Origin of the sequence: Solimonas variicoloris DSM 15731, assembly GCF_000382285.1 — a bacterium.
In the GTDB taxonomy this organism is placed as follows: Bacteria; Pseudomonadota; Gammaproteobacteria; order Nevskiales; family Nevskiaceae; genus Solimonas; species Solimonas variicoloris.
In genome coordinates this window covers 265,697-289,977 of sequence record NZ_KB907925.1, presented here as the reverse complement: position 1 = coordinate 289,977, position 24,281 = coordinate 265,697, and the positions used below count along the sequence as shown (strand labels likewise).

The following is a 24,281-nucleotide window of genomic DNA, read 5'->3' as shown; positions in this document are numbered from 1 at the left end:
GAAGGCCCTGCCTGGGATCTGCGAAAGCGCGGCCATCATAACGCGGACCGCCGCGCCGCCTTTTTCAGCAAATGCGCGGCAGCTGCTCGCCGCTGAGCCAGTCGACGACGCGCCGGCCGCCGAAGCGCGTTTCCATTTCGACGAAGCCATGTGCATCGGCGACCACCTCGCCGATGCAGGCGGCGTCGGCGCCGAGCGGATGCGCGCGCAGCGCCGCGAGCAGGCGCGCGCCGTGCTCGGCCGGACAGATCGCGACCAGCTTGCCCTCGTTGGCGACGTACAGCGGATCGAGGCCGAGCAGCTCGCAGGCGGCGGCGACCTGCGGGCGCAGCGGGATGTCCGCCTCGCGCAGACGCATGCCGACGCCCGACTGCGCGGCGATCTCGTTGAGCGTGGTCGCCAGCCCGCCGCGGGTCGGATCGCGCAGTACCGCGGTCTGCGGCACCGCCGCGAGCAGCTCGGCGACGAGCCCGTGCAGCGCCGCGGTATCGGACTGCACGGCGGTCTCGAAGCCGAGCGATTCGCGCGTCGAGAGGATCGCCACACCGTGATCGCCGATGCAGCCGGACACGTAGATGCGGTCGCCGGGCCGCGCGCGATGGCCGGCCGGGCGCGGCGCGCCGGGCGCGATGACGCCGACGCCGGTCGTGGTGATGAACACACCGTCGCCCTTGCCCTGCTCGACGACCTTGGTGTCGCCGGTGACGATGGCGACGCCGGCCTCGCGCGCGGCGCGCGCCATCGACGCGACGATGCGGCGCAGCTCGGCGATCGGATAGCCTTCCTCGAGAATGAAGCTCGCCGCCAGGTACAGCGGCCGCGCGCCCATCACGGCGACGTCGTTGACGGTGCCGTGCACGGCGAGGCAGCCGATATCGCCGCCCGGAAAGAACAGCGGCGTGACCACATGCGCGTCGGTCGCCATCACGCATTCGCCGGCCGGCAGCGGCAGACGCGCGCCGTCGTCGCCCTGGCGCAGCCATTCGTTGTCGAACGCCGCCGCGAACAGCTCGCGGATCAGCTGCGCGGCGGCACGGCCGCCGGCGCCGTGGTTGAGATCAACGCGGCCGCGCTTGAAGTCCAGCGGCCGCACATAGGGTTCCGGAGCGCTCATGTCGTCTCTCCCGGCAGCGGATCGGTGGCCGCGCTCATGCCGCGCGCGCGCCGGCGTCGCGGAAGCGGCCATAGGTGTAGTGCGCGGCGCAGGCGCCCTCGCTCGACACCATGCACGAACCGACCGGCGACTCCGGCGTGCAGACGGTGCCGAAGATGCGGCAGTCCTGCGGCCGCTTGATGCCGCGCAGGATCGCGCCGCATTCGCAGAGCTTGTGATCGGCGACCGGCGTGTAGTGCAGCGCGAAACGGCGCTCGGCGTCGAACGCGGCATAGCGGTCCGACAGGCGCAGCGCGCTCAGCGGCAGCTCGCCGAGGCCTCGCCACTCGAAGCTTTCGCGCAGCGCGAAGACCTCGTCCATCAGCGCCTGCGCGTGCAGATTGCCGGCCGGCGTCACCGCGCGCGTGAATTCGTTCTCGACCTCGGCGCGGCCGTCGTTGATCTGCCGCACCAGCATCAGGATCGCCTGCAGCACGTCGAGCGGCTCGAAGCCGGCGATCACCACCGGCTTGCGGTAGGCGGCGGCGAAGCGCGCGTACGGATCGGAGCCGATGACGATCGACACGTGCGCCGGGCCGACGAAGCCGTCGATCGCGGCCGTCGCCTGCGCCTCGTCGCCGGCGGCGTCGAGAATGTGGCGGATCGCCGGCGGCGTCAGCACGTGGCAGCACAGCACGCTGAAGTTGGTCAGGCCGAGGCGCGCTGCCTCGCGCACGACCAGCGCGGTCGGCGGCGTCGTGGTCTCGAAGCCGATCGCCAGGAACACCAGCTGCCGCTCGGGCTGCGCCTGCGCCAGCTTCAGCGCGTCGGCCGCCGAATAGACCATGCGGATGTCGGCGCCGCGCGCCTTGGCCTTGAGCAGCGACAGCTGGTCCGAGGCCGGCACGCGCAGGGTGTCGCCGTAGGTGCACAGCGTCACGCCGTGTTCGAGCGCGAGGCGGATCGCCAGATCGACGCGGCCGATCGGCAGCACGCAGACCGGGCAGCCGGGGCCGTGGATCATGCGCACGTTGGCCGGCAGCAGGTCGGCGACGCCGTAGCGCGAGATCGCGTGCGTGTGGCCGCCACAGAACTCCATGAAGCGGTATTCGCGCCGCGGCTCGGCCTCGGCCGCCAGGCGCGCGGCGAGCTGCTGCGCCAGCGCGCCGTCGCGGAACTCGTCGATGTATTTCATGCGGCATCCTCCAGCGGGCCGGCGCCGGCTTCGGCGAACAGCGCCAGCGTGCGCGCCGCTTCCTCGGCGTCGAGCTGGCCGATCGCGTAGCCGACGTGGACGATCACGTAGTCGCCGACGCCGGCGTCCGGGGTCAGCGCGACCGAGATTTCCTTGTGCACGCCGCCGAGATCGACGACGGCGCTGTCGCCGTCGCGGCGGACGATGCGGGCGGGCAGGGCAAGACACATCTTCAGTTCTCCTCGATGGACGACGCGGCGAGGCGCCGGCTGGCGATCCAGGCCTGGCCGAGCGCCAGACCGCCGTCGCCGGGCGGCGCCTGCATCGCCTCGCACGCGGCGATGCAGGCCGCGCGCAGGCGCGCCAGCAGCGCGTCGCGCAGCAGGCGGTTGATGAGACAGCCGCCGCCGAGCGCGACGGCCGCCGGGCGCGACGCGAGCAGCGGGGCCAGCGCCAGCGCGGCGAGGCCGTCGTGAAAATCGAGCGCGGCGCGCGCGACCGCGTCGGCATCGTCGCGATCGGTGTCGAGCAGACGCGTCCACAAGACATCGAAGCCGGCGCCGGCCGGCAGCGGGCGCGGCGCGACGCCGGCGGCGCGCGCACGCGCCGCGCAGGCTTCGAGACGCATCGCCGCGTCGGCCTCGTGCGCGTTGCGCTCGGCGATGCCGAGCAGCGCCGCGGCGGCGTCGAACGCGCGGCCGGCGCTGCTGCTCGGCACGCCGTACAGGCCGCGCCCGAGCAGGCGCGCGACGGCCGGCGCCGCCGGCTGCGCGGCGTAGCGGCGCGCGATCTCGTCGCCGCGCCCGAGCCCGTGCAGCACCGCGGCCGCCATCCGCCACGGCTCGCGCGCCGCGGCGTCGCCGCCGGCCATCGTCAGCGCCGGCAGATGACCGCGCCGCGTGCAGGTGCCGTCGGCGCCGAGGCGCAGCCACTCGCCGCCCCAGATCGTGCCGTCGTCGCCGAGGCCGCTGCCGTCGAGGATCAGGCCGTCGAGCGCACCGTCGAGCGCGTGCTCGGCGCGCACCGCGGCGAGATGCGCGGCGTGATGCTGGACGGCGAACGCCGGCACCCGCCAGCGGGCGGCGAGCGCGGCGGCGGCGCGCGTGCTGTAGAAATCCGGATGGCGGTCGTGCGCGACCGCCCGCGGGCGCACGCCGAGGAAGCCGGTGAGGCGCGTCACCATCTCGTCGAGCGCGGCGCAGGCGGCGCGCGTGTCGAGATCGCCGATATGCGGCGACAGGAACGCCTCGTTGCCGCGCGTCACGCAGATCGCGTTCTTCAGCCAGCCGCCGCAGGCGAGCACCGGCGGCGCGTCGGCCGGCACGCCGTGCAGCACGATCGGGTCCGGCACGTAGCCGCGCGCGCGGCGCACGAACGGCGCGTGCAGGCGACCCTGCGCATCGACGCCGAGCGGACGGCGCACGCTGTCGTCGCAGCGCGCGACGATCTCGCGGTCGTGCACGAGATAGGCGTCGGCGAGGCCGCGCAGCTGCGCGAAAGCCTCGTCGTTGCCGGTGACCAGCGGCTCGCCGGCCGGGTTGGCGCTGGTGACGACGAACAGCGCGTCGCAGGCGGCATCACGCCAGCCGTCGCCGGCCGGGCGGCCGAGCCATTCGTGCAGCAGCAGCCAGTGCAGCGGATGCGCCGGCAGCATCGCACCCCATTCGCCGAGCGCCGGCGCCAGCGCGGCGTCGAGCGCGTCGGCGGCGACGTCGGCGCGGCGCGGCAGCAGCACGATCGGCCGCGCCGGGCTTTCGAGCAGCGCGGCGGCCCCGGCGTCGATCGTCAGCCAGCGGCGCAGGCTCGTTGCATTGAGCGCCAGCACCGCGAACGGCTTGCCGGGCCGCTGCTTGGCGGCACGCAGGCGCGCGACGGTGTCGGTGCGCTGCGCGTCGCAGACCAGATGGAAGCCGCCGACGCCGCGCACGGCGACGACCGCGCCGGCGCGCAGCGCGGCGACCGCGGCGGCGAGCGGATCAGCGCTCGCCACGCGCAGGCCGTCGGCGTCGTGCCAGGCTAGCCGCGGCCCGCAGGCCGGACAGGCGTTCGGCTGCGCGTGATGGCGGCGGTCGGCCGGCTCGTCGTACTCGCGGCGACAGGCCGGACACAGCGCGAACGCCGCCATGCTCGTCGCCGGACGGTCGTACGGCAGCGCGCGGACCAGCGTGTAGCGCGGCCCGCACTGCGTGCAGTTGATGAACGGATAGCGGTAGCGGCGATCGGCCGGATCGAACAGCTCGCGCAGGCAGTCCGCGCAGACCGCGGCGTCGGCCGGCAGGCCGGTCGTCAGCGCCGCGCGCGCGTCGCTGTCGTCGATGCGAAAGCCGGTCTCGTCGGCGCGCGGCGGCAGCGCCTCGCAGCTCAGGCGGTCGACGCGCGCCAGCGGCGGCGGCGCGTCGCGCAGCCTCGCCAGCAGCGCGTCGAGCTGCGCACGCGGCCCCTGCGCTTCCAGCCACAGGCCGTCGGCGCCGTTGCGCACCCAGCCGCTGAGGCCGAGCGCGCGCGCCTCGCGCAGGCAGTGTGGGCGAAAGCCGACGCCCTGCACGCTGCCTTCGAGATGCAGGCGCCAGCGCGCCAGCTCGGGCACGGCGCGCAGCGGCGGGGCGGGAGCCGGCGTCATGTGCGCTTCAGACCGCCGCCTGCCGCGCCGCGAGCCACTGCAGCCAGCGCTCGAAGCCCTCGCCGCCGAACGCCGACAGCTCGATGATCTCGATGTCCGGATTGACGCGACGCGCGGCGGCCAGCGCCGCGGCGACGTCGAAGCGCAGATGCGGCAGCAGATCGCACTTGTTGAGCAGCATCAGCTGCGCCGCGGCGAACATGTCCGGGTACTTCAGCGGCTTGTCCTCGCCTTCGGTCACCGACAGGATCGCGACCTTGGCCGCCTCGCCGAGATCCCACATCGCCGGGCAGACGAGGTTGCCGACGTTCTCGACGAACAGCAGTTGCGGCGCGCCGCCTTCGAGTCCGCGCCACGCTTCGGCGATCATCTCGGCATCGAGATGGCAGCCCTTGCCGGTATTGACCTGCACGGCCGGCGCGCCGGTGGCGCGAATGCGGTCGGCGTCGTTCGTGGTCTGCTGGTCGCCCTCGATCACCGCCGCGCGCAGGCGGCCGTCGGCCTGCAGGCGGCGGATCGTTTCGACCAGCAGCGTGGTCTTGCCCGAGCCGGGGCTCGACACCAGATTCAGGCACAGCACGCCGCGCTGCGCGAAGGCTTGCCGGTTGGCGGCGGCGACACGGTCGTTGGCGGCGAGCACGCGCGTTTCCAGATGGATCGCGCGCTCGGCATCGAGCCCCGGCACCGAGACGCCGGCCGGATTGCGCCCGTAGTGCAGATCGCGCGGCGCGGCGGCCGGTGCGGCGACGACGGCCGCCGGCGCCTCGGCGACGAACGACAGTCCGTCGAGCGCCGCCGGCGGCGCCGCACCGGCCGGGCTCAATGGACGCTGGTGACAGCCGCAGACGACGCACATGACGCGGGCTCCTGGTGGGCGGACGCGTCCGGCGCGTCCGGCAGGTCTTCGACGATCAGCTCGCGCACCGACAGCTCGGTGCCGCCGTTCGGCTGCAGCCAGCGACCGCCGCATTGCGGGCAGTCGTCGAGGCGCGAGTGGATGGGAACATTCGCGGCGCAGTTCAGGCACCAGGCCTGGCCGGCCACTTCGTCGAGCTCGATCGCGGCGCCGGCGAGCACGCTGCCGGGCGCCAGCGCGTCGAGCGCGAAGCGCAGCGCGCGCACTTCGACGCCGGCCAGCGCGCCGACCGCCAGCACCACGCGTTTGACGCGCACGCGCGGCTCGCGCGCCAGCGCGTCCTCGACGAGGCGGATCACGCCGCCGGCCAGACTGACTTCATGCATGCGCGTCCGCCTCCACGGTGGCCTGCGTGTCGACACGGTACTCCACGCAGGGATCGAGGGCGGCGGCGAGCAGCGCACAGACCGCGGGGGTTTCGGCAGCGGCCGCCGGCAGCGCGGCGAGGGCGCGGGCGGCGACGCCGCGCGGATGAAAGTTCCATTCGGTCGGCGCCAGCACGCGATAGCGGGCGATGCGCGCGCCGCTGGCGTCGAGATGCAGTTCGTGCACGAGCAGGCCGCGCGCCATCTCGCACCAGCCGAGGCCGTGCCCGGCGCCGAGCGCGACGCCGGCGGCGGCGAGCAGCGGCGCGTCGTCGCGCACCGGCGCCAGCCGTGCGATCTCGGCCAGACGCGCGGTCAGCCGGTCGAGCGCGTGGCGCGGCGGCGGCAGGCCGGCGCGCGTCCAGCTGCCGGTCTCGTGCGGCGCCGCGGCGGCGGCAACCGTGCCGCCAGGGCCGGTCGGCGCCGGCAGCGGCGGATCGGCGTCACGCAGCCACCGCCGCGCGCGCGCCGCCTGCGGCCGCAGCAGCACGGCCGGCAGCGTCGCCGCGGCGGCGAGCCAGCGGTCGAGCGCACGGTCGTCGCGCGCCTGCCAGGCGGCGAGCCAGTCGGCGCCCGGCTGGCCGTAGACCTGGGCGGCCAGCCAGGCGCGGATCGCGGCGGCGTCGCCGTCGGCGCGCAGCGCCGGCGACGCGGCGAGCGCAGCCAGCGACGCGGCGGCGCCGGGGCCGGCACCGAGCCGGCGCGGCCAGTCGATCCATAGCCGGCGCAGATGTTCGGCGAGCGTCTGGCGGTCGAGCGCGTGGCGCAGCGCCGGCGCCGCCTCGGCGGTCGTGCCGCGCGCCGCGGCGAGCGCGAGCTGCGCCGCGAGCCGGTGCGCGCCGCCGCATAACGAGAACAGCGCCGGCAGCAACTGGCCGGCGGCCTCGGCCGCGCGGCCGGCCAGCAGGCCCTGCAGATCGAACGCCGGGCGCGCGCCGATCGCGTCGCGCAGCCGGCCGGGGCGCAGCACCAGCGAACCTTCGGCGATCGACACCGCGCTCATGCCGGCTCCGGACCGATCGCGCGCCGGCCGGTCAGCAGCGCGCGCCGCGACGGCTGCGCCGGCGCGTCGGACGTACGCCGCAGCTGCGCGAGCACGGCCAGCGCCAGCGCGCGCGCTTCGGCCTGGGTGCGGAATTCGTCCATCGGCGAGAACAGCGAGCAGGTCTCGAACGCGCCGAGCGCCGCCTCGTGCGCGCCGATGAAGCGGTAGCGCTCGCCGGCGTAGACGTGCGTGCGCGTCGCGCCGGGCGCGGCGACGGCCTCGGCGCGATCCGGCCACCAGACCAGGTTCATGCACCACGGCGTCAGCAGCACGCCGAACCAGCCGCTCTCGCCGTCGGCCGGACCGGCGGCGCGCGCGAAACCGACCGCCTCGACGGCGAGCGCCGGATGCGCGAGGCCGAGCCCGGCCATGCGTTCGCGGCCGATCGCCTCGAACGCGGCGCACAGCTGCGCCGGCGCGTGCGGCGCGGCGTGCTCAGGCACGGTCATCGTCGAGCACCATGAACTGCTCGGCGTCGCCGTCGCAGCGCGGGCAGCGCCAGTGCGCGGGCAGCTGCGCGAACGGCGTGCCCGGCGCGATCTGCCAGACCGGATCGCCCTCGGCCGGGTCGTAGACCCACCAGCAGATCTTGCATTCGAGGCGCGCGTCGTCCGGCAGGCGCGCGCGGTCGCCGAGATAGCTGCCCTCGAAGCGCGGCGCGGCGCTCACGCCGCACCCTCCAGCCAGTGCAGCGCCTCGACCAGCCGCTCGCGCGAATCGTGCAGGTCCTCGACCGCGGCGCAGACCACGTCCGGCACGCCGCCGACTTCGAGCGTGTTGAGGATCACCTGATCCTGCGAGTTGTAGTAGACGACCTGCCAGCACGGCGCCAGCGCGGTGCGCGTGACGCGGCAGTTGCCGTAGCCGCGCGAAAGGATCGTCGTGCCGCCGCTGCCGAGGCGCTCGCCGAGATAGTCGAGATCGCCCGGCGACAGCGGCAGCAGCGTGAGATTGATGACCTGCGCGGCGCGCCCCGGCGTCCAGCGACGCAGATGTTCGGCGAGTTCGGCGAGGATCGCCGGCGCGTTCATGACCTCGGCCGGCAGCGCGGCGTCCGGCGCCGCCAGCGCCTCGACCGCCGCGGCCGCGGCCGGCGCCGTGTCGAGCAGCACGTTCGGCGCGAGGCCGACTTCGATCGCGTCGACGCCGTCGCCGAGCACGCGCCAGACGCCGGCGTACACCGACTCCTGCACGCGCAGCGCGCGGCCGTCGGCATCGATGCGCACGGCGACCTCGCCCTCGCCGAGCACCTGATGCAGCAGCGCGCGGTTGGCGGCATCGAGGCCGGCGACCGGCACCAGCAGGGTGCGGTGCCGCGCATCGTCGAGCACGGCGCCGAGCGCGGCGGCGACGCGGTGCAGGCAGGCGCGCGCGTCGCCGAGCGCGGCGACCGCCTCCGGCTCCGGCAGCGACGGCGCCTGCCAGGTACTCATGCCGCGCGGCATGACCATGTAGTCGAGCGTGTCGTCCTCGACCTGACTGCCGGGGCCGATCACGCGGATCGGAATCGGGAACGGTTTGCTGGCGGGCTTGATGTCGGCCATGGCGGACTCGGTGCGGGTAGCGATCAGTGGCAGGCGCCGGACGGCCCGGCGACGGCGATGCCGGGCGACGGCGGCCGTGACGGCGCGCTGGCCAGAATCTCGCGAATGCGCTCGACGTAGACCTGCCAGTCCTGCATGCCGTGCAGGGTGGCGACGTAGGCGCCGTCGCGCAGGAAGATCAGCGCCGGCCGCCGCGTCATGCCGTAGCGCAGGCCGAGCGCGCGTTCGGACGCCTCATCGACGACGCCGATGCGCAGCGCCGTGCCCTCGCGCGCGAACTGCGCGACCAGCTCGGGCAGCACGACGGCGACGTCGAGCACCTCCGGATAGCGCGCCGGCTGCGCCCACAGGAACAGCACCGCTTCGCCGGGCTGCGCGAGAAAGTCGTCGAGGCCGGCTTCGGACACCGGCTGCGCGGCCGGATGTTCGAGCAGGCGCTCGATCAGCGGCGGCACCGTCGGGCGCGGCAGCGCGGACAGCGGAATCGGTTCGGCATTCATCGTTCGTCACCGGACGCAGGGGACTGGCCGGTCAGCCGGGCCAGCGCGGCGGCGCTCTGCGCCGAAGGCAGTTCGAAACCGGCGTCGCCGGACGGCAGCACGCCGCCGAGCGCCGCCTGCAGCAGGTCGAGCGCGGCGTCGATCTCGGCGGCGCGCGCCGCCGTCAGGCGCTCGACCGCGGAGTCCAGATGCACGAGCAGCCAGTCGCCGGCGGCGACCGCGCCGACCAGCGCCGTGCGCACGCGCCGCCACTCGCCGCGGCCTTCGACCTCGGCCCAGGCGGCGTCGGCGGCACGCACCTGCATCGGCAGGCCGACGCACATCAGGAGCGCTCCGGGAAGAAGCGCGCGTCGCCGACGCGGCAGGCATCGTCGGCCGACGGCCGTTCGGCCTCGTAGCGCTCGATCGCCAGATGCGGCAGCGTCACCGCCTCGGCGCTGTCCAGCGCCCGCGTGCGCGGCGCGGCGGCCACGCCCCAGCCGCGCAGGATGTCGAGCCCGCGGGCGACCGCCTGCGGCAGCACGGTGCGCACGCTCGCGCGCAGGCTGCCGCCGTAATCCTCCAGCTCTTCGGGCTGGCAGCCGATCAGCACCACCGAACGCGGATAGCGGCCGGTCAGGCGCGCCAGCGCCAGCACGTCGGCGAAGCCGGTCTGGTGCAGGCTCATCTTCTTCGCGCCGAGGTATTGCGGCACCTCGTCGTCGCGCACCTCGTGCAGCGTGCCGGGAGCGAGTCCGTAATCGACCGCGTCGAAGATCAGCAGGCGTTCGGCGGCCTGCACGTGCTGGATCAGATAAAGGCCCTGCGTGCCGCCGTCGACCAGCGCGACGCCGGGCAGCTCCCAGTCGCGCTGCAGGCGCTCGACGCAGCGCACGCCGAAGCCCTCGTCGGCCCACAGCAGATTGCCGATGCCGAGAACGATCACGGCGTTGTCACCGGAACGGTGGCAGGGCGGCTCGGGGGTGCAGGCATCCATCGCGAAAACTCCGTGGGACTTCAGCGGGCGGCGGGGGACGGCGCGGCGGCCGACGGCCGCGTGCGCCAGGCGAGATAGCTGTCGTGCTCGGCCTGCAGCGCGAGCCAGAACGCGGCGCTGCTGCCGAACGCGAGCGCGAAGCGGATCGCGGTATCGGCCGAGACCCCGCGCCGGCCCTGCACGATCTCGTGCAGACGGCGCCGCGAGATGCCGAGGCGGCGCGCCGCCTCGCTCTGCGTCAGGTGCAACGGCGCCAGGTAGTACTTGTCGAGGAAGCGGCCCGGATGCAGGCGCGCGCGCAGCGGCACGCCCGGCGGCGTACGCAGCGGCGGAGCAGGCGGACGCGCGACGCGCATCGCCGCGCTCAGTCCTTGAAGGTGCGGTAGCCCGAGATCATCGTGCTGACGATGCTCTGGCGGCCCATGATGTCTTCGCGAATCGCCGCATAGACGTGCAGCATGATGAAGCAGACCATCGCCCACATGCCGAGGTGGTGCCAGGTATGCACGTCCTGCGACTGCCCGAACAGCGGAATCACCCAGCCGAACAGGCGGTTCGCCCACGAGCCGGCCTGCGCGCCCTCGCCGTACATCGCGAAGCCGGTGACGATCATGAACAGGGTGCCGAGGAAGTACATCGAGAACATCGCCGCGCGCGCCAGCGGGTTGTGGCCGACGTAGCGGTTCGGCCGCTTCGAGATGAAGCCGTACCACTTGAGCATGCTCAGCACCTCGCGCCAGTACGCAGCCGAGAACACCGGCAGCGTGAACAGCTCGCGCGCGTGATGGTTGCCGACGAAGGCCCAGTAGAGGCGCCCGACCAGGCCGACCGCGAGCACGTAGCCGGACGCGAAGTGCGCGAAGCGGATGTAGCCCATCAGGAAGTGCGCACTGGCCTCGCCCGGCATCGTCGGCAAGGGCGAGCCGATGAAATAGCCGGTCACGCACAGCACGACGATCGCCAGTGCGTTGATCCAGTGCCAGATGCGCACTGGCGCTTCGTAGACGTAGACGGAGCGGACCGCCGGCGCATGGCTGACGGCGGCTTCGTCGACGCCGGTGGCGTCGGCAGCAACGGTGGAGGCGGGCGTCATGGCGTTCTCCTCGTCGGGGACGGTGGCACTTAGCCGAACAGCAGCGCGAGGCCGCTGGCGCCGAGCACGGCGGCGGCGACGCGACGCAGGACCTGCTGCCCGCCGCGCAGGCTGGCGGCGAGGCCCCAGCCGGCCGCGTGCAGCAGCGCCGACATCAGCACGAAGCCGGCGACATAGCGGGAGAAGCCGGCGGCGAGCGGCGCCTCGGCGCCGTGCGCATAGCCGTGCAGCACGCCGCAGACGGCGATCACAGCGAGCCCGGCGCCGGCCGGCGCGCGCGCTGCGGTGGCGAGCAGCAGGCCGAGCGCGATCACGCTCAGCGCAATGCCCGGCTCGATCATCGGCAGCGCCAGACCCTGTGTCGCCAGCACGGCGCCGCCGAGCAGGCCGCCGATGAAGGCCAGCGGCCCGAACGCGGCGCGCGCCGCCGGCAGCGCCAGCGCCGACCAGAGGCCGACGGCCAGCATCACCAGCAGATGGTCAACGCCGGACAGCGGATGCAGCAGGCCGGCGCCCCAGCCGGAAAGCTCGTGACCGGGATGGGCGAGCGCGGGCAGCGCGATGAGGCCGAGCGCGGCGGCGGCGAGGCGGGCGATCTTGATCGGTTTCATGGGTATTTTCTCCTCGACGGCGTTCAGCGCACGCGCACCTGCGTCAGCTCCTCACCCTGCGGCCCCATCACGTGCGTCGAGCAGGCGAGGCAGGGATCGAAGGAGTGCAGCGTGCGCAGGATCTCGACCGGTTGCTCCGGATCGACCATCGGCGTGTTCATCAGGCTCGCCTCGAAGGCGCCGATCTGGCCTTTGACGTCGCGCGGGCCGCCGTTCCAGGTCGTCGGCACCACGCACTGGTAGTTCTCGATGCGGCCGTCCTTGATGCGGATCCAGTGGCCGAGCGCGCCGCGCGGCGCGGCGACGGTGCCGACGCCCTTGGCTTCCTTCGGCCAGGTCGCCGGGTCCCATTTCTCGACGTTGGCGGTGGCGCGGTCGCCGGCCTTGATGTTGTCGATCAGCTCGTGCCAGTCGGCGAGCATCATCTCGCCGCAGTACTGGCCTTCGAGCGCGCGCGCCAGCGTGCGGCCGATCGTCGTCGGCAGCAGCTGCTGCAGCGTGTAGTCGGTCTCCGGCAGGCCGAGCGCCTTCGGGATCGCGTGGTTGATCGCCTCGGCCGAGGTCTCGATCTGCTCCTTCGGGCGCTGCGCGTACGTGTTGCCCTGGCTGGCATGCGCGTAGGCGAGGATGTAGCGCGCCAGCGGGCCGACCTCCATCGCGTGACCGCGCCAGCGCGGCGACTTGATCCACGAATACTTCGCCGATTCGTCGATCTGCTCGATCTTCGTCCGTGTACCGGCGGTCTTCGGGCCGAGCTCGTAGTGCGGTTCGGTGACGCCGTCCCAGGGATGCAGGCCGCGCGTCTCGTCGGCGTACTGGTACCAGGAGTGCGCGACGAATTCCTGCACCTGCTCGGGATCGCGCGGGTCGACCGGATGGATCTCGTTCCAGTTGCCGTTCAGGATCGCGCCGCCCGGCAGCTGGTCGGTGCTCTTGTCGTAGTTGACCTTCGGGTACTCGCCGTAGTCGATGACATTGGTCGCCGACAGGCCGCCGCCGTACAGCCAGCCGGCCTGCTTGTACAGCGTGCCGATCGCCAGTACGTCCGGGATGTAGACGTTCTTGTTGAACTCGATGATCTCGTCGATGCGCGCCTTGACGAAGTTCAGGCGCTCCATGTTGACCGGCGCGCCGGCGGCGAGATCGCCGTCGAGGTTGATCGCACAGGGCACGCCGCCGACCAGATAGTTCGGATGCGGATTCTTGCCGCCGAAGATGGTGTGGATCTTCACCCACTCCTTCTGCAGGTCGAGCGCCTCGAGGTAATGCGTGACCGCCATCAGATTGGCTTCCGGCGGCAGCACGTAGGCCTTGCTACCCCAGTAGCCGTTCATGAACGGCCCGAGCTGACCGGATTCGACGAATTTCTTCAGGCGGTTCTGGATGTCGCGGAAATAGCCGGGCGAGGACAGCGGATGGCTCGGCGACACCAGCTGCTGCAACTCGCTGGTCTTCTTCGGATCAGCCTTCAGCGCCGAGACCACGTCGACCCAGTCGAGCGCGTGCAGGTGGTAGAAGTGCACCGCGTGATCGTGCACCTGCAGGGTCTTGGCCATGATCTCGCGGATCAGGTGCGCGTTCTTCGGAATGCGAATGCCGAGCGCGTCCTCGACGGCGCGCACGCTGGTCAGCGCGTGGCAGCCGGTGCAGACGCCGCAGATGCGCTCGACGAAGGCCCAGGCGTCGCGAGGGTCGCGACCCTTGAGGATGACCTCGAGGCCGCGCCACATCGTGCCGGTGGAGACCGCGTTGCGGATGACGTTGTGCTCGTCGACGTTGACCTCGCAGCGCATGTGGCCTTCGATGCGGGTCACCGGATCGACGACGATGCGCCGGCCGCTGTTGTCGAGTTTGAAGCCCTGGGTTTCGTAGCTCATGGCGATTCCGTTGTGCGATGGCGGCCGCGGTCAGCGCGGCCGCGCGGGCTCAGGTCGATTCGTGCGAACGCTCGTCGCGGCGGTCGGCCGCGCGCTTGAGCGCGGAGGCTGCCGCATGCGCGACGACGGCGGCCCCGACGACGCCGGCGGCGGTCGCGCCGACCGTATCGGCATTGGCCTCGACGCCGAACTGGTGGATGTTGGTCAGGCGGTCGTAGAACGAGCCCTTGTCCCAGAAGCCGTCCTCGGAACAGCCGATGCAGCCGTGACCGGACTGGATCGGGAAGCTGGTGCCCTCGTTCCAGCGCGTCGTCGAGCAGGCGTTGTACGTCGTCGGGCCCTTGCAGCCGACCTTGTAGAGGCAGTAGCCGCGGCGCGCGTACTCATCGTCGAAGTGCTCGACGAACTGGCCGGCATCGAAGTGCGGCCGGCGGTAGCACTTGTCGTGGATGCGCTGGCTGTAGAACATCTTCGGCCGGCCCTGACGGTCCAGTTCGGGAATGCGGTCGAAGGTCAGCATGTAGGTGATAACGCCGGTCATCACCTCGGCGATCGGCGGACAGCCCGGCACCTTGATGATCGGCTTGTCGTGGATGACCTCGTGCACCGGCGTCGCCCGCGTCGGATTCGGACGCGCCGCCTGCACGCAGCCCCAGCTCGCGCAGCTGCCCCAGGAGATGATGGCCTTGGCGTCGGTGGCGACGTGCTTGAGCTGCTCGACGAACGGCCGGCCGCCGATGATGCAGCTCATGCCGTCCTGGTTGAGCGGCGGATTGCCCTCGACGGCGAGGATGTAGTTGCCCTTGTACTTGGTCATCACCTCGTCGAGGATCGCCTCGGCCTGATGGCCGGCGGCGGCCATCAGCGTGTCGTCGTAGTCGAGCGAGATCATCGACAGCACCGCGTCCTTGGCCAGCGGATGCGCCGAGCGGATGAACGACTCCGAGCAGCAGGTGCATTCGAGGCCGTGCAGCCACAGCACCGGCGTGCGCGGCTTGGTCTCCATCGCATGGGCGATCTGCGGCACGAAGGCCGGCCCCAGGCCCAGCGAGGTCGCCGTCAGCGAACAAAACTTGAGGAAGCTGCGCCGCGTGATGCCCTGGCGCCGCATGACTTCGTAGAACGTTTCCACGACCAGCCCCTTATCCGTATTTGTGGTGCGGGTGGCAGCCGACTGATCGCTGCAACAGAACGCGCGAGCGCCGGCCATCTCCTGACAGCGCTTGGGGGCAAGATGCGTACCGCTTCCTGACGGGCCTGGAGGCTTTTAATTATTTCAATTTATTTCAATGGCTTATAATTAAACATCTGGCCCCTGCCGAGCGCCGCGCGCAGCCACGGCCGACGGCGACTGGAAAGCGGATTTCCAGTTCCGCAACGCAAGTGAGCGATAAGTTTCCAGCGGCCGCCGGCGCGCGGCCGAGGGCCCGGACTCAGGCCAGCAAGCCGCCGATCAGGGCCCCGAGCAGCAGGGCGCCGACCTGCATGACGACCAGCGTCAGCGCGCCCATGCCGGCGACGATGCCGATCAGCGGCAAGCCGGCCAGCAGCGTGGCGAGGAAGAACAGCAGCACGCCGACCAGCAGGCCCGGCAGCAGCGCCGCCAGCAGCGCGGCGCCGACCCCGCTCGTGACCTTGCCGCCGACGACGCCGGCGATCAGCGTCCCGAACCCCGGCAGCCAGCTCAGCAGGATGCTGAGCATCAGCATGACGGACATCCCCGCGGCGATGTCGCCGCGATGCGCGTATGTGGCCATCCCCGACCCCCGATTCACGTCCCTGTGACGGACTCTATGGTCCTTTGCGCTCCGACCCGGCCCGTGTCTGCATCCGACTCCGGCGACTGCATTCCTTGCAGCGGCCCGTCGCTCGCGACGGGCGATGCGCACCCCCAACGGCAAAATCTTTGACCAGGAGGCCTGGACTCGGCAAGACCGGCCGTCGGCCGGCAAGCGTCTCCGCCGGGCCCCGGTCCGGCCCCTCGGCACCGGCGCGGCGACGTTCGGCCGGGGTTCAGACCCCCATCTGTTACCATGCCCGTCCGTTCAATCGCAGCCGTGACCGACTCATGGAAATCGCAGACCAGCGCGTCGCCTACATTCACTACACGCTTACCAACGACAAGGGCGAAGTGCTCGACAGCTCGCAGGGCAGCGAACCGCTCGCCTATCTGCACGGGGCCGGCAACATCATCCCCGGCCTCGAGAAGGCGCTGGCCGGCAAGAAGGCCGGCGACAAGCTCAACGTCAAGGTCAGCCCGGCCGAAGGCTACGGCGAACACAACGACGCGCTCGTGCAGCAGGTGCCGCGTCGCGCGTTCCAGGGCGTCAGCGACATCCAGCCGGGCATGAGCTTCCATGCCCAGGGCGCCAACGGCCCGATGCGGGTGACCGTCACGCGCGTCGCCGGCGACATGGTGACGGTCGACGGCAATCACCCGCTGGCCGGCGAGAACCTCAACTTCGACGTCGAGGTGACGGAAGTCCGCGCCGCGAGCGCCGAGGAGATGTCGCACGGCCACGTGCACGGCGCCGGCGGTCATCACCACTGAGCCGAGCCGCGCGGCGTTGGTCCGCCGCATCAAGCAAAACGGGCGCCGCTGGCGCCCGTTTTCGTTTCTGCCTGCACCCTGCGCTCAGGGCACGATCTGCTTGGCGAACTGGGAATCCCAGTCGTCACGCTGGCGGATCAGACGCGTGTCCTGGAACAGCACGAACGGCCGCGTGCGCAGCGCCTGGCCGACTTCGCTGGTCGACAGATCGAGGCTGCTGGCGATACGCAGCGGGCCGGCGACGTACTCGGAGCGGCCGCCCTTCTCGTGGCCCAGCTGCGGCCACTTGGCACGGAACAGCGGCCGGTAGGCATCGGCGTCCTTGGGTTCGAACTCGGCCTGATACAGGCGGTCGTTGAAAAACTGCAGCTCCAGCTTGCCGGGCTGGTCGAGATGCCGATAGTCGTAAACCTCCACGATGTCGAGGTCGCTCGGCGGCAGGCCTTCCGGCACCTTGGCGTGCCGCGACGTCTGCTGCGGCTGATAGCCGGCTGCCTCGAGCAGGCGATGCACCTCGTCGGTGCCCTGATAGCTGCGGAACGGCGCGAAGAAATTCACGCGGCGCGCCTCCGGCACGATCGCCGTATACGCGGCCCGCACGTCGGCGGCGGTGATCGATTCCTCGACGACCAGATCGTCCGGCGACGGCGCTGCCGGCGCCGACGGCGCGGCAGGAGCGGACGCCGGCAGCGCTGGCGGTGGCGGCGCCGGTTGCGGCCACCACCAGCGCAGGCCCAGCGCGGCGAGGCCGAGCACGGCGAGCGCGATCAGCCAGCGCAGCGGCCGCCAGCGCGTCCACCACTCCGGCGGTTGGTTCGGTGAGCCCTGCTGTCCCGCCATCTGCGCGCCTCCAGCGACTGCGCCTGCTGCCGATCCCGCGCCGCGCCTGATCGGCCACGACGATTCCGGCCGCGAGCATAGCGGACGGCCATGACCGGGCACAGAGCCGCTAGCAGGCGCCCGATCGAAACGCCGCGCTCAATCCTCCGGCTCGTACCCGAGGTTTGGCGCCAGCCACTTCTCGGCCTCGGCCAGCGTCCAGCCCTTGCGGCGTGCGTAGTCGGCGACCTGATCCTTGGCGATACGGCCGACGACGAAGTACTGCGCGGACGGGTGCGAGTAGTACCAGCCGGACACCGCGGCGCCCGGCCACATCGCCATGCTCTCGGTCAGGGCGATGCCGGCGTTCTTCTCGACGTCGAGCAGCTGCCACAGCGTCTGCTTCTCGGTGTGCTCGGGGCAGGCCGGATAGCCCGGCGCCGGACGAATGCCGCCCGAGGTGCCGATGTACTGCTCGGCGATCAGCGCCGCGTTGTCGAGCGCTTCGTCCGCCGCGTAGCCCCAGAACTCCTTGCGCACGCGCTGGTGCAGGCGCTCGGCGAAGGCTTCGGCCAGGCGGTCGGCGAGGGCTTCGAGCAGGATCGCGCTGTAGTCGTCATTGGCGGCGCGGAAGGCGGCGACGCGCTCGGCGCAGCCGAGCCCGGCGGTGACGGCGAAGCCGCCGACATAGTCGTGCAGGCCGCTCTCGCGCGGCGCGACGTAATCGGCGAGGCAGCGATGCGGCACGCCCGGGCGATGCTCGCTTTGCTGGCGCAGATTGTGCAGCCGCGCGATCTCGTGCGTGTAGCTCTCGTCGCTGTAGACGGCGACGTCGTCCTCGGCCACGCGCAGCGCCGGAAACAGGCCGATGACGCCGTTCGCGGTCAGCCACTTCTCGTCGACGATCTTCTGCAGCATCGCCTGCGCGTCGTCCCACAGCTTGCGCGCGGCGTCCGCGGTCGCAGGATTGTTCAGCAGGTCCGGGAAGCGGCCCTTCAGCTCCCAGGTGATGAAGAACGGCTGCCAGTCGATGTAGTCGCGCAACTCGTCGAGCGGGTAGTCGCGGAAGGTCTTCACGAACTGCGTCGCAGCGTGATGACGGTGGTCGCAAGCCGTGCCCTGGCAGACGTCCATGGCCTGCTGCAGCAGCAGGCGCGGGCGCGGCGGGTGATAGCCGTTCCAGTCGACCGGCGTGCGGTTGTCGCGCGCGTCGGCGAGCGGCACGAACTTCTCCTGTCGGTCCTTGCTGGCATGGCGCTCGCGGATCTGCGCGTAATCGCGCTGCAGTTCCTCGACGAGCCGCGGCTTCTGCTGCGCCGACAGCAGCGCCGCGGCGACCGGCACCGACCGCGAGGCATCCTTCACCCACACGACCGGGCCGTGATACGCGGGATCGATCTTCACCGCCGTGTGCGCGCGCGAGGTCGTCGCGCCGCCGATCAGAAGTGGCACGTCGAAGCCCTGGCGCTCCATCTCCCTGGCGAGCGTCACCATCTCGTCGAGCGAGGGCGTGATGAGACCCGACAGGCCGATGATGTCGGCGCGGTGTTCGCGCGCCGCGTCGAGGATCTTCTGCGGCGGCACCATCACGCCGAGATCGACGACCTCGTAGTTGTTGCACTGGAGCACGACGCCGACGATGTTCTTGCCGATGTCGTGGACGTCGCCCTTGACGGTCGCCATGACGATCTTGCCCTTGGCCTGCTGCACGTCGCCGGGCTGCTTCTCCGCCTCGATGAACGGAATCAGGTAGGCGACCGCCTTCTTCATCACGCGCGCGGACTTCACCACCTGCGGCAGGAACATCTTGCCGGCGCCGAACAGATCGCCGACCACGTTCATGCCTTCCATCAGCGGGCCTTCGATCACCTCGATCGGCCGCTGGCCGCCGGCGGCCAGCTGCGCGCGCAGCTCCTCGACGTCCGCTTCGACGAAAGCGTCGATGCCCTTGACGAGCGCGTGCGTGATGCGCTCGCGCGCCGGCAGGCTGCGCCAGGCCTCGCCGTCCGCACCGTCGCCGGCCTTCTTCTCGGCACCGTTGCCGCGGAAGCGCTCGGCGATCTCGATCAGGCGCTCGGTCGCATCGTCGCGGCGGGCGAGGATCACGTCCTCGATGCGCGTGCGCAGTTCGGCGTCGATGTCCTCGTAGACCGGCAGCACGCCGGCGTTGACGATGCCCATGTCCATGCCGGCACGGATCGCATGGAACAGGAACACCGAGTGGATCGCCTCGCGCACGAAGTTGTTGCCGCGGAACGAGAACGACACGTTCGACACGCCGCCGGAGACTTTCGCGTACGGCAGGTTTTCCTTGATCCAGCGTGTTGCCTCGATGAAGTCGAGGCCGTAGCGGTTGTGCGCTTCGATGCCGGTCGCGACCGCGAAGATGTTCGGGTCGAAGATGATGTCCTCGGCCGGAAAGCCGACCTCGTCGACGAGGATTTTGTAGGCGCGCGCGCAGATCTGCTGGCGGCGTTCGAGCGTGTCGGCCTGGCCCTGCTCGTCGAAGGCCATCACCACCGCGGCGGCGCCGTACTTGCGGCACAGGCGCGCCTGCTCGATGAACTTGGCCTCGCCTTCCTTCATCGAGATCGAGTTGACGATCGGCTTGCCCTGCACGCACTGCAGGCCGGCCTCGATCACCTCCCACTTCGAGGAGTCGATCATGATCGGCACGCGCGAGATGTCGGGTTCGGACGCGATCAGGTTGAGGAAGGTGCGCATCGCGGCGACGCCGTCGAGCATGCCCTCGTCCATGTTGACGTCGATGACCTGCGCGCCGGCCTCGACCTGCTGGCGCGCGATCGCCAGGCCGGCGGCGTAGTCGCCGGCCTTGATGAGATCGCGGAACTTGGCCGAGCCGGTAACGTTGGTACGTTCGCCGACGTTGCAGAAGTTGATGGCGCGCGTGAGGTTCAACGGCTCCAGCCCGGCGAGGCGGGCGACGCGCTCGACCGGCGCGGGCGCGCGCGGCGCGAGACCGGCGACGGCCCTGGCGAGCGCGGCGATGTGCGGCGGCGTCGTGCCGCAGCAGCCGCCGACGATGTTGACGAGGCCGGCGCGCGCGAACTCGCCGACGACCGAGGCGGTGTCCTCGGGACGCTCGTCGTACTCGCCGAAAGCGTTCGGCAGCCCGGCGTTCGGGTAGCAGGAGATGAACGTGTCGGCGAGCGTCGACAGCTCGGCGATGTACGGACGCATGTCGCGGCCGCCGAGCGCGCAGTTGAGTCCGATCGCCAGCGGCCGGGCGTGGCGCACCGAGTTCCAGAAGGCCTCGACGACCTGACCGGACAGGGTGCGGCCCGAGGCATCGGTGATCGTGCCGGAGATGATCACCGGCAGGCGCAGGCCGCGCGTCTCGAACAGCGTCTCGCAGGCGAAGATCGCCGCCTTGGCGTTGAGCGTGTCGAAGATCGTTTCGATCAGCAGCAGGTCGACGCCGCCGTCGACGAGGCCGCGCGCCTGCTCCAGATAGGCGTCGACCAGCTCCGCGTAGCTGACGTTGCGCTTGCCCGGATCGTTGACGTCGGGCGAGATGCTGGCCGTGCGGTTGGTGGGCCCCAGCGCGCCGGCGACGAAGCGCGGCCGCTCCGGCGTCGAGGCCGCATCCGCCGCTTCGCGCGCGAGCCTGGCCGCGGCGAGGTTCATCTCGTAGGCGAGCGGCTCCATACCGTAGTCCGCGAGCGAGATCTTCTGCGCGTTGAAGGTGTTGGTTTCGATGATGTCGGCGCCGGCGGCGAGGTACTCGCCGTGGATCGCGCGAATGATGTCCGGCTGCGTCAGTACCAGCAGGTCGTTGTTGCCTTTCAGATCGCGCGGCCAGTCGGCGAAGCGCGCGCCGCGGTACTCCGCCTCGCCGAGCTTGTAGGTCTGGATCATCGTGCCCATCGCCCCGTCGAGCACGAGGATGCGGCGCTGCAGCGCGTCGAGAAGCTTCTGGGCGGAGGGAAGCGAGGCCATGGCAGTCGTGCGGCAAGGTGGAAGCCGCGGAGTATATCTCTACATGCGGATAAGCGGATGATCTTCGCGGCCGGCCGACGCCGTCGGTCACGACCGCCCGGACGCGCGCCGGTGGCCGCGGATCGGGCGCGTCGCGTCGCGGCGGGCGCGGACGCGGATGCGGATGCGGCGTGCCGGCCACTTGACCAGAGCCGCTTGACCTGAATTGAACGATCGGATAATTATAATTGAACGAGCGGTCAATTCAGGCCGCTCCTTGCGAGGAACCTGGAGATCGAGTGATGAGCAAGTTACTTCCCGGCGCCTGGCGCGACGGCAAGCGTTACCTCTGGCTGCTGGGCATCGCCGCCATGGCCCTGCCGATGATCGGCGGAGTGCTGGCCGAGCGCACCGGCCTGTCGCTGTTCTGGTGGTTCACGCCGTTGTTCATCTACCTCGGCGTGCCCCTGCTCGACGCGCTGGTCGGCGAGGACCGCAACAATCCGCCGGACGCCGTGGTTCCGGCGCTGGAAAAGGATCGCTACTACCGCTGGGCCGTCTACGCGGCCGTGCCGTTCGAATACGCGAGCCTGATCTGGGGCGCATGGACGGCCGCCACGCAGTCGCTGGCGTGGTGGGAATATCTGGGCCTGGCGATCTCGGTCGGTATGGCGACCGGCATCGCCATCGCGATCGCCCATGAGCTGGGGCACAAGACCGATCCCTTCGAGCAGTGGCTCGCCAAGATCGCGCTGGCACCGACCGGCTACGGCCACTTCTACTCCGAGCACAATCGCGGCCATCACGTGCGCGTGGCGACGCCGGAGGACCCGGCCTCGTCGCGCTACGGCGAGTCGTTCTACGCCTTCCTGCCGCGCACCATCGCCGGCGGCATCCGCTCGGCCATCGCCATCGAAAAGGGGCGCATGGCACGGCGCGGCCTGTCATTCTGGAGCTGGCGCAACGACGTGCTCAACGCCTGGGCAATGACGCCGGTCCTGTTCACCGCGCTGGTCCTCGCCTTCGGCTGGAAGGCGCTGCCCTTCCTGCTGATCCAGGCGGTCTACGGCTTCAGCCTGCTCGAAGTCGTCAATTACCTGGAGCACTACGGACTGTGCCGGCAGAAGCTGCCGGGCGGCCGCTACGAGCGCTGCCAGCCGACGCACTCCTGGAACAGCAACCACGTGTTCAGCAACGTGTTCCTGTACGGCCTGGAGCGGCATTCGGACCATCACGCCAACCCGCTGCGCGGCTACGAGGCCCTGCGCCATTTCGACGGCAGCCCGCAGCTGCCGAACGGCTACGCCGGCATGATCCTGCTCGCTTACTGCCCGCCGCTGTGGTTCGCCGTGATGAACCCGAAGGTCCGCGCGCATTACGACGGCAACCTGAGCCTGGCCAACGTCAAGCCGAGCTTGCGCGCGCGACTGCCGCTGCAAGGCGCCGTCTGAACCTGACCTGGAGACGAACATGCGCAAATGGCGCTGTGTGATCTGCGATTTCGAATACGACGAAGCCCTGGGCATGCCGGACGAAGGCATCGCCCCCGGCACCCGCTGGGAGGACGTGCCGGAGACCTGGTCGTGTCCCGACTGCGGCGCGCCGAAAGCCGAGTTCCAGATGGTGGAAGTGGCGCCGGCGGCCTGAGCGGCAGGGCTGGCCAGCATCGCCGCGCCGTTCGTCCGGCCGATTGGGCCTCGCGTCCCGCCCGGGCGCCGGCCGACCGGCGCCGGCCTTAAGGTGGAATCACAGCGGTCGCCCCGGCGCCGCCATCCCTTCCCCCAACCCGGATTTCCCCAACCTTTCCGGGTTACTGAGGGCCAGACTACGGTCTGGCCCTTTCTTTTTCCCGGCCTCGCCGAATCCCGCGCGGTCGCCGTTTGACGGCAATTGAACGGTCGGATAATTTCCGCCTGAACGAGTGGTCAATTCGGCACGGAGGAGAGAGACGATGAGCACGGCAACCCTGGCGCCGGCCTGGCGCGACAGCAAGCGTTATCTGTGGCTGTTCGGCGCGGCGATCATGCTGGTGCCGGTCCTCGGCGGCCTGCTCTACGAAGCGACCGGCTGGGCCGTCTGGTGGTGGCTGGGCCCGCTGTTCGTCTACGGCGTCATCCCGATCGCCGACTGGCTGGTCGGCACCGACACCAACAATCCGCCCGACGAGATCGTGCCGACCCTGGAGCGCGATCGTTACTACCGCTTCGCCGTGTATCTGGCCGTGCTCACCGAATACGTCGCCGTGGTCTGGGGCGCCTGGACCGTCGCCCACGGCGATCTGGCCTGGTACAACCTCGTCGGCCTGACGATCACGATCGGCATGGTCACCGGCGTGTCGATCAACACCGCGCACGAGCTCGGCCACAAGACCGACAAGCTCGAACGCTGGCTCGCCAAGCTCGCGCTCGGCCCGGTCGCCTACGGCCACTTCTTCGTCGAGCACAACCGCGGCCATCACGTGCGCGTGGCGACGCCGGAGGACCCGGCCAGCTCACGTTTCGGCGAGAGCTTCTACGCCTTCCTGCCGCGCACCATGATCGGCAGCCTGAAGTCGGCCTGGGAGCTCGAACGCAAGCGCCTGGCGCGCAAGAACCGCAGCGTCTGGTCGATCCGCAACGAGAACCTGCAGGCCTGGGCCATCACCATCGTGTTCTTCGGCGCGCTGACCGCCTGGCTCGGCTGGATCGTGCTGCCGTTCCTGCTGATTCAGGCGTTTTACGGCGCTTCGCTGCTGGAGGTCGTCAATTATCTGGAGCACTACGGCCTGAAGCGCCAGAAGCGCGCCGACGGCAGCTACGAACGTTGCCGGCCGGAGCATTCCTGGAACAGCAATCACGTCGTCACCAACGTGTTCCTGTATCACCTGCAGCGGCACTCGGACCATCACGCCAATCCGACGCGCTCGTACCAGGCGCTGCGCCATTTCGAGGAAGCGCCGCAGCTGCCGTCCGGTTACGCGTCGATGGTCGTGCTGGCTTACCTGCCGCCGCTGTGGTTTAAAATCATGAACCCCAGGGTCGTCGCCCATTACCGTGGCGACATGCGCCTGGCGAACATCAAGCCGTCGCTGCGCGACGCGGTGCTCGCCCGGTACAGCCGCAGCGCCGCGGCGGGTTGATCCAGGCATTCCCCGCGCG

The 24,281-nt window shown here is 71.0% G+C and carries 24 protein-coding genes and 1 pseudogene; 4 read left to right on the top strand and 21 right to left on the bottom strand.

Annotation, left to right across the window (positions count from 1 at the left end; genetic code table 11):
- Window positions 1-64: 64 nt before the first annotated feature.
- The 19 genes and pseudogenes from hypE to H149_RS0101360 all read right to left on the bottom strand — a co-directional run bounded on the left by hypE (window position 65) and on the right by H149_RS0101360 (window position 15,544).
- Window positions 65-1,114 (bottom strand): hydrogenase expression/formation protein HypE, encoded by a 1,050-nt coding sequence (gene hypE / locus H149_RS0101450; RefSeq protein ID WP_020647945.1) that lies wholly within the window; start codon window positions 1,112-1,114, stop codon window positions 65-67.
- Window positions 1,115-1,148: 34 nt separating this feature from the next.
- Window positions 1,149-2,288, bottom strand: a complete 1,140-nt coding sequence (hypD, locus tag H149_RS0101445) for a hydrogenase formation protein HypD (protein WP_020647944.1) — start codon at window positions 2,286-2,288, stop codon at window positions 1,149-1,151.
- The gene (locus H149_RS0101440) at window positions 2,285-2,518 is read right to left on the bottom strand and encodes a HypC/HybG/HupF family hydrogenase formation chaperone (RefSeq protein ID WP_020647943.1); all 234 of its coding nucleotides are present in this window, start codon (window positions 2,516-2,518) and stop codon (window positions 2,285-2,287) included. Before H149_RS0101440 ends, hypD begins: the two co-directional genes overlap by 4 nt.
- A 2-nt stretch (window positions 2,519-2,520) precedes the next feature.
- A complete protein-coding gene (gene hypF / locus H149_RS0101435; RefSeq protein WP_020647942.1) occupies window positions 2,521-4,908 on the bottom strand; it encodes a carbamoyltransferase HypF in 2,388 nt (795 codons plus the stop codon).
- Window positions 4,909-4,915: 7 nt separating this feature from the next.
- Window positions 4,916-5,764: a hydrogenase nickel incorporation protein HypB gene (hypB, locus tag H149_RS0101430; RefSeq protein ID WP_083930729.1), complete on the bottom strand. Its 849-nt coding sequence runs from the start codon at window positions 5,762-5,764 to the stop codon at window positions 4,916-4,918.
- A gap of 44 nt (window positions 5,765-5,808) precedes the next feature.
- A pseudogene (locus H149_RS0101425) lies at window positions 5,809-6,150 on the bottom strand (hydrogenase maturation nickel metallochaperone HypA/HybF); the annotation flags it as partial.
- Complete coding sequence (locus H149_RS0101420) at window positions 6,143-7,192, bottom strand: hypothetical protein (RefSeq protein ID WP_020647939.1); 1,050 nt, start codon at window positions 7,190-7,192, stop codon at window positions 6,143-6,145. The gene H149_RS0101420 and the pseudogene H149_RS0101425, both read right to left, overlap by 8 nt.
- Window positions 7,189-7,683: a [NiFe]-hydrogenase assembly chaperone HybE gene (gene hybE / locus H149_RS0101415; protein WP_020647938.1), complete on the bottom strand. Its 495-nt coding sequence runs from the start codon at window positions 7,681-7,683 to the stop codon at window positions 7,189-7,191. Before hybE ends, H149_RS0101420 begins: the two co-directional genes overlap by 4 nt.
- Window positions 7,670-7,903 carry a rubredoxin gene (locus H149_RS0101410; RefSeq protein WP_020647937.1) on the bottom strand — a complete coding sequence of 78 codons (234 nt, stop codon included), beginning with the start codon at window positions 7,901-7,903 and terminating at the stop codon, window positions 7,670-7,672. Before H149_RS0101410 ends, hybE begins: the two co-directional genes overlap by 14 nt.
- The gene (locus tag H149_RS0101405; RefSeq protein WP_020647936.1) at window positions 7,900-8,778 is read right to left on the bottom strand and encodes a hydrogenase expression/formation protein; all 879 of its coding nucleotides are present in this window, start codon (window positions 8,776-8,778) and stop codon (window positions 7,900-7,902) included. Before H149_RS0101405 ends, H149_RS0101410 begins: the two co-directional genes overlap by 4 nt.
- Window positions 8,779-8,801: 23 nt before the next feature.
- On the bottom strand, window positions 8,802-9,278 hold the full coding sequence (locus H149_RS0101400; protein WP_020647935.1) for a thioredoxin domain-containing protein: 477 nt from the start codon (window positions 9,276-9,278) through the stop codon (window positions 8,802-8,804).
- Window positions 9,275-9,601 (bottom strand): HypC/HybG/HupF family hydrogenase formation chaperone, encoded by a 327-nt coding sequence (locus H149_RS0101395; RefSeq protein ID WP_020647934.1) that lies wholly within the window; start codon window positions 9,599-9,601, stop codon window positions 9,275-9,277. Before H149_RS0101395 ends, H149_RS0101400 begins: the two co-directional genes overlap by 4 nt.
- A complete protein-coding gene (locus H149_RS0101390) occupies window positions 9,601-10,254 on the bottom strand; it encodes a HyaD/HybD family hydrogenase maturation endopeptidase (RefSeq protein WP_020647933.1) in 654 nt (217 codons plus the stop codon). Before H149_RS0101390 ends, H149_RS0101395 begins: the two co-directional genes overlap by 1 nt.
- Before the next feature lie 20 nt (window positions 10,255-10,274).
- On the bottom strand, window positions 10,275-10,610 hold the full coding sequence (locus H149_RS19290) for a HigA family addiction module antitoxin (RefSeq protein WP_020647932.1): 336 nt from the start codon (window positions 10,608-10,610) through the stop codon (window positions 10,275-10,277).
- An 8-nt stretch (window positions 10,611-10,618) separates the two neighbouring features.
- Window positions 10,619-11,347: a Ni/Fe-hydrogenase, b-type cytochrome subunit gene (cybH, locus tag H149_RS0101380; RefSeq protein WP_020647931.1), complete on the bottom strand. Its 729-nt coding sequence runs from the start codon at window positions 11,345-11,347 to the stop codon at window positions 10,619-10,621.
- 29 nt (window positions 11,348-11,376) lie between these two features.
- Window positions 11,377-11,958, bottom strand: coding sequence for a HupE/UreJ family protein (locus H149_RS0101375; RefSeq protein ID WP_020647930.1), 582 nt, complete (start codon window positions 11,956-11,958; stop codon window positions 11,377-11,379).
- Window positions 11,959-11,981: 23 nt separating this feature from the next.
- Window positions 11,982-13,835 (bottom strand): nickel-dependent hydrogenase large subunit, encoded by a 1,854-nt coding sequence (locus H149_RS0101370; protein ID WP_020647929.1) that lies wholly within the window; start codon window positions 13,833-13,835, stop codon window positions 11,982-11,984.
- 49 nt (window positions 13,836-13,884) lie between these two features.
- Window positions 13,885-14,967 carry a hydrogenase small subunit gene (locus H149_RS0101365; protein ID WP_020647928.1) on the bottom strand — a complete coding sequence of 361 codons (1,083 nt, stop codon included), beginning with the start codon at window positions 14,965-14,967 and terminating at the stop codon, window positions 13,885-13,887.
- Between the two features lie 301 nt (window positions 14,968-15,268).
- Window positions 15,269-15,544, bottom strand: a complete 276-nt coding sequence (locus H149_RS0101360) for a hypothetical protein (protein WP_211213512.1) — start codon at window positions 15,542-15,544, stop codon at window positions 15,269-15,271.
- Between the two features lie 359 nt (window positions 15,545-15,903).
- On the opposite strand from H149_RS0101360, the gene H149_RS0101355 reads away from it, so the two are divergent.
- Entirely contained in the window at window positions 15,904-16,386 is a 483-nt protein-coding gene (locus tag H149_RS0101355; RefSeq protein WP_020647926.1) for an FKBP-type peptidyl-prolyl cis-trans isomerase, read from the top strand.
- Window positions 16,387-16,470: 84 nt separating this feature from the next.
- Here H149_RS0101355 and H149_RS0101350 read toward each other — a convergent pair whose 3' ends face one another.
- Together H149_RS0101350 and metH are read right to left on the bottom strand one after the other, a co-directional pair.
- Entirely contained in the window at window positions 16,471-17,226 is a 756-nt protein-coding gene (locus H149_RS0101350) for a hypothetical protein (RefSeq protein ID WP_020647925.1), read from the bottom strand.
- Between the two features lie 138 nt (window positions 17,227-17,364).
- Complete coding sequence (gene metH / locus H149_RS0101345) at window positions 17,365-21,165, bottom strand: methionine synthase (protein ID WP_020647924.1); 3,801 nt, start codon at window positions 21,163-21,165, stop codon at window positions 17,365-17,367.
- 281 nt (window positions 21,166-21,446) lie between these two features.
- Here metH and H149_RS0101340 point away from each other — a divergent pair, with 281 nt between their 5' ends.
- The 3 genes from H149_RS0101340 (at window position 21,447) to H149_RS0101330 (ending at window position 24,262) form a co-directional block, all read left to right on the top strand.
- Entirely contained in the window at window positions 21,447-22,595 is a 1,149-nt protein-coding gene (locus tag H149_RS0101340) for an alkane 1-monooxygenase (RefSeq protein WP_020647923.1), read from the top strand.
- Window positions 22,596-22,614: 19 nt separating this feature from the next.
- Window positions 22,615-22,791, top strand: coding sequence for a rubredoxin (locus H149_RS0101335; RefSeq protein ID WP_020647922.1), 177 nt, complete (start codon window positions 22,615-22,617; stop codon window positions 22,789-22,791).
- A gap of 304 nt (window positions 22,792-23,095) precedes the next feature.
- Window positions 23,096-24,262, top strand: coding sequence for an alkane 1-monooxygenase (locus H149_RS0101330; RefSeq protein ID WP_020647921.1), 1,167 nt, complete (start codon window positions 23,096-23,098; stop codon window positions 24,260-24,262).
- Window positions 24,263-24,281: the final 19 nt, after the last annotated feature.

What these genes read in the sequence shown, in the direction of transcription:
- hypE (WP_020647945.1), bottom strand. Translation starts at nt 1,114, where the DNA reads ATGAGCGCTCCGGAACCCTATGTGCGGCCGCTGGACTTCAAGCGCGGC.
- hypD (WP_020647944.1), bottom strand. Translation starts at nt 2,288, where the DNA reads ATGAAATACATCGACGAGTTCCGCGACGGCGCGCTGGCGCAGCAGCTC.
- H149_RS0101440 (WP_020647943.1), bottom strand. Translation starts at nt 2,518, where the DNA reads ATGTGTCTTGCCCTGCCCGCCCGCATCGTCCGCCGCGACGGCGACAGC.
- hypF (WP_020647942.1), bottom strand. Translation starts at nt 4,908, where the DNA reads ATGACGCCGGCTCCCGCCCCGCCGCTGCGCGCCGTGCCCGAGCTGGCG.
- hypB (WP_083930729.1), bottom strand. Translation starts at nt 5,764, where the DNA reads ATGTGCGTCGTCTGCGGCTGTCACCAGCGTCCATTGAGCCCGGCCGGT.
- H149_RS0101420 (WP_020647939.1), bottom strand. Translation starts at nt 7,192, where the DNA reads ATGAGCGCGGTGTCGATCGCCGAAGGTTCGCTGGTGCTGCGCCCCGGC.
- hybE (WP_020647938.1), bottom strand. Translation starts at nt 7,683, where the DNA reads ATGACCGTGCCTGAGCACGCCGCGCCGCACGCGCCGGCGCAGCTGTGC.
- H149_RS0101405 (WP_020647936.1), bottom strand. Translation starts at nt 8,778, where the DNA reads ATGGCCGACATCAAGCCCGCCAGCAAACCGTTCCCGATTCCGATCCGC.
- H149_RS0101400 (WP_020647935.1), bottom strand. Translation starts at nt 9,278, where the DNA reads ATGAATGCCGAACCGATTCCGCTGTCCGCGCTGCCGCGCCCGACGGTG.
- H149_RS0101395 (WP_020647934.1), bottom strand. Translation starts at nt 9,601, where the DNA reads ATGTGCGTCGGCCTGCCGATGCAGGTGCGTGCCGCCGACGCCGCCTGG.
- H149_RS0101390 (WP_020647933.1), bottom strand. Translation starts at nt 10,254, where the DNA reads ATGGATGCCTGCACCCCCGAGCCGCCCTGCCACCGTTCCGGTGACAAC.
- H149_RS19290 (WP_020647932.1), bottom strand. Translation starts at nt 10,610, where the DNA reads ATGCGCGTCGCGCGTCCGCCTGCTCCGCCGCTGCGTACGCCGCCGGGC.
- cybH (WP_020647931.1), bottom strand. Translation starts at nt 11,347, where the DNA reads ATGACGCCCGCCTCCACCGTTGCTGCCGACGCCACCGGCGTCGACGAA.
- H149_RS0101375 (WP_020647930.1), bottom strand. Translation starts at nt 11,958, where the DNA reads ATGAAACCGATCAAGATCGCCCGCCTCGCCGCCGCCGCGCTCGGCCTC.
- H149_RS0101370 (WP_020647929.1), bottom strand. Translation starts at nt 13,835, where the DNA reads ATGAGCTACGAAACCCAGGGCTTCAAACTCGACAACAGCGGCCGGCGC.
- H149_RS0101360 (WP_211213512.1), bottom strand. Translation starts at nt 15,544, where the DNA reads ATGCTGATGCTCAGCATCCTGCTGAGCTGGCTGCCGGGGTTCGGGACG.
- H149_RS0101355 (WP_020647926.1), top strand. Translation starts at nt 15,904, where the DNA reads ATGGAAATCGCAGACCAGCGCGTCGCCTACATTCACTACACGCTTACC.
- H149_RS0101350 (WP_020647925.1), bottom strand. Translation starts at nt 17,226, where the DNA reads ATGGCGGGACAGCAGGGCTCACCGAACCAACCGCCGGAGTGGTGGACG.
- metH (WP_020647924.1), bottom strand. Translation starts at nt 21,165, where the DNA reads ATGGCCTCGCTTCCCTCCGCCCAGAAGCTTCTCGACGCGCTGCAGCGC.
- H149_RS0101340 (WP_020647923.1), top strand. Translation starts at nt 21,447, where the DNA reads ATGAGCAAGTTACTTCCCGGCGCCTGGCGCGACGGCAAGCGTTACCTC.
- H149_RS0101335 (WP_020647922.1), top strand. Translation starts at nt 22,615, where the DNA reads ATGCGCAAATGGCGCTGTGTGATCTGCGATTTCGAATACGACGAAGCC.
- H149_RS0101330 (WP_020647921.1), top strand. Translation starts at nt 23,096, where the DNA reads ATGAGCACGGCAACCCTGGCGCCGGCCTGGCGCGACAGCAAGCGTTAT.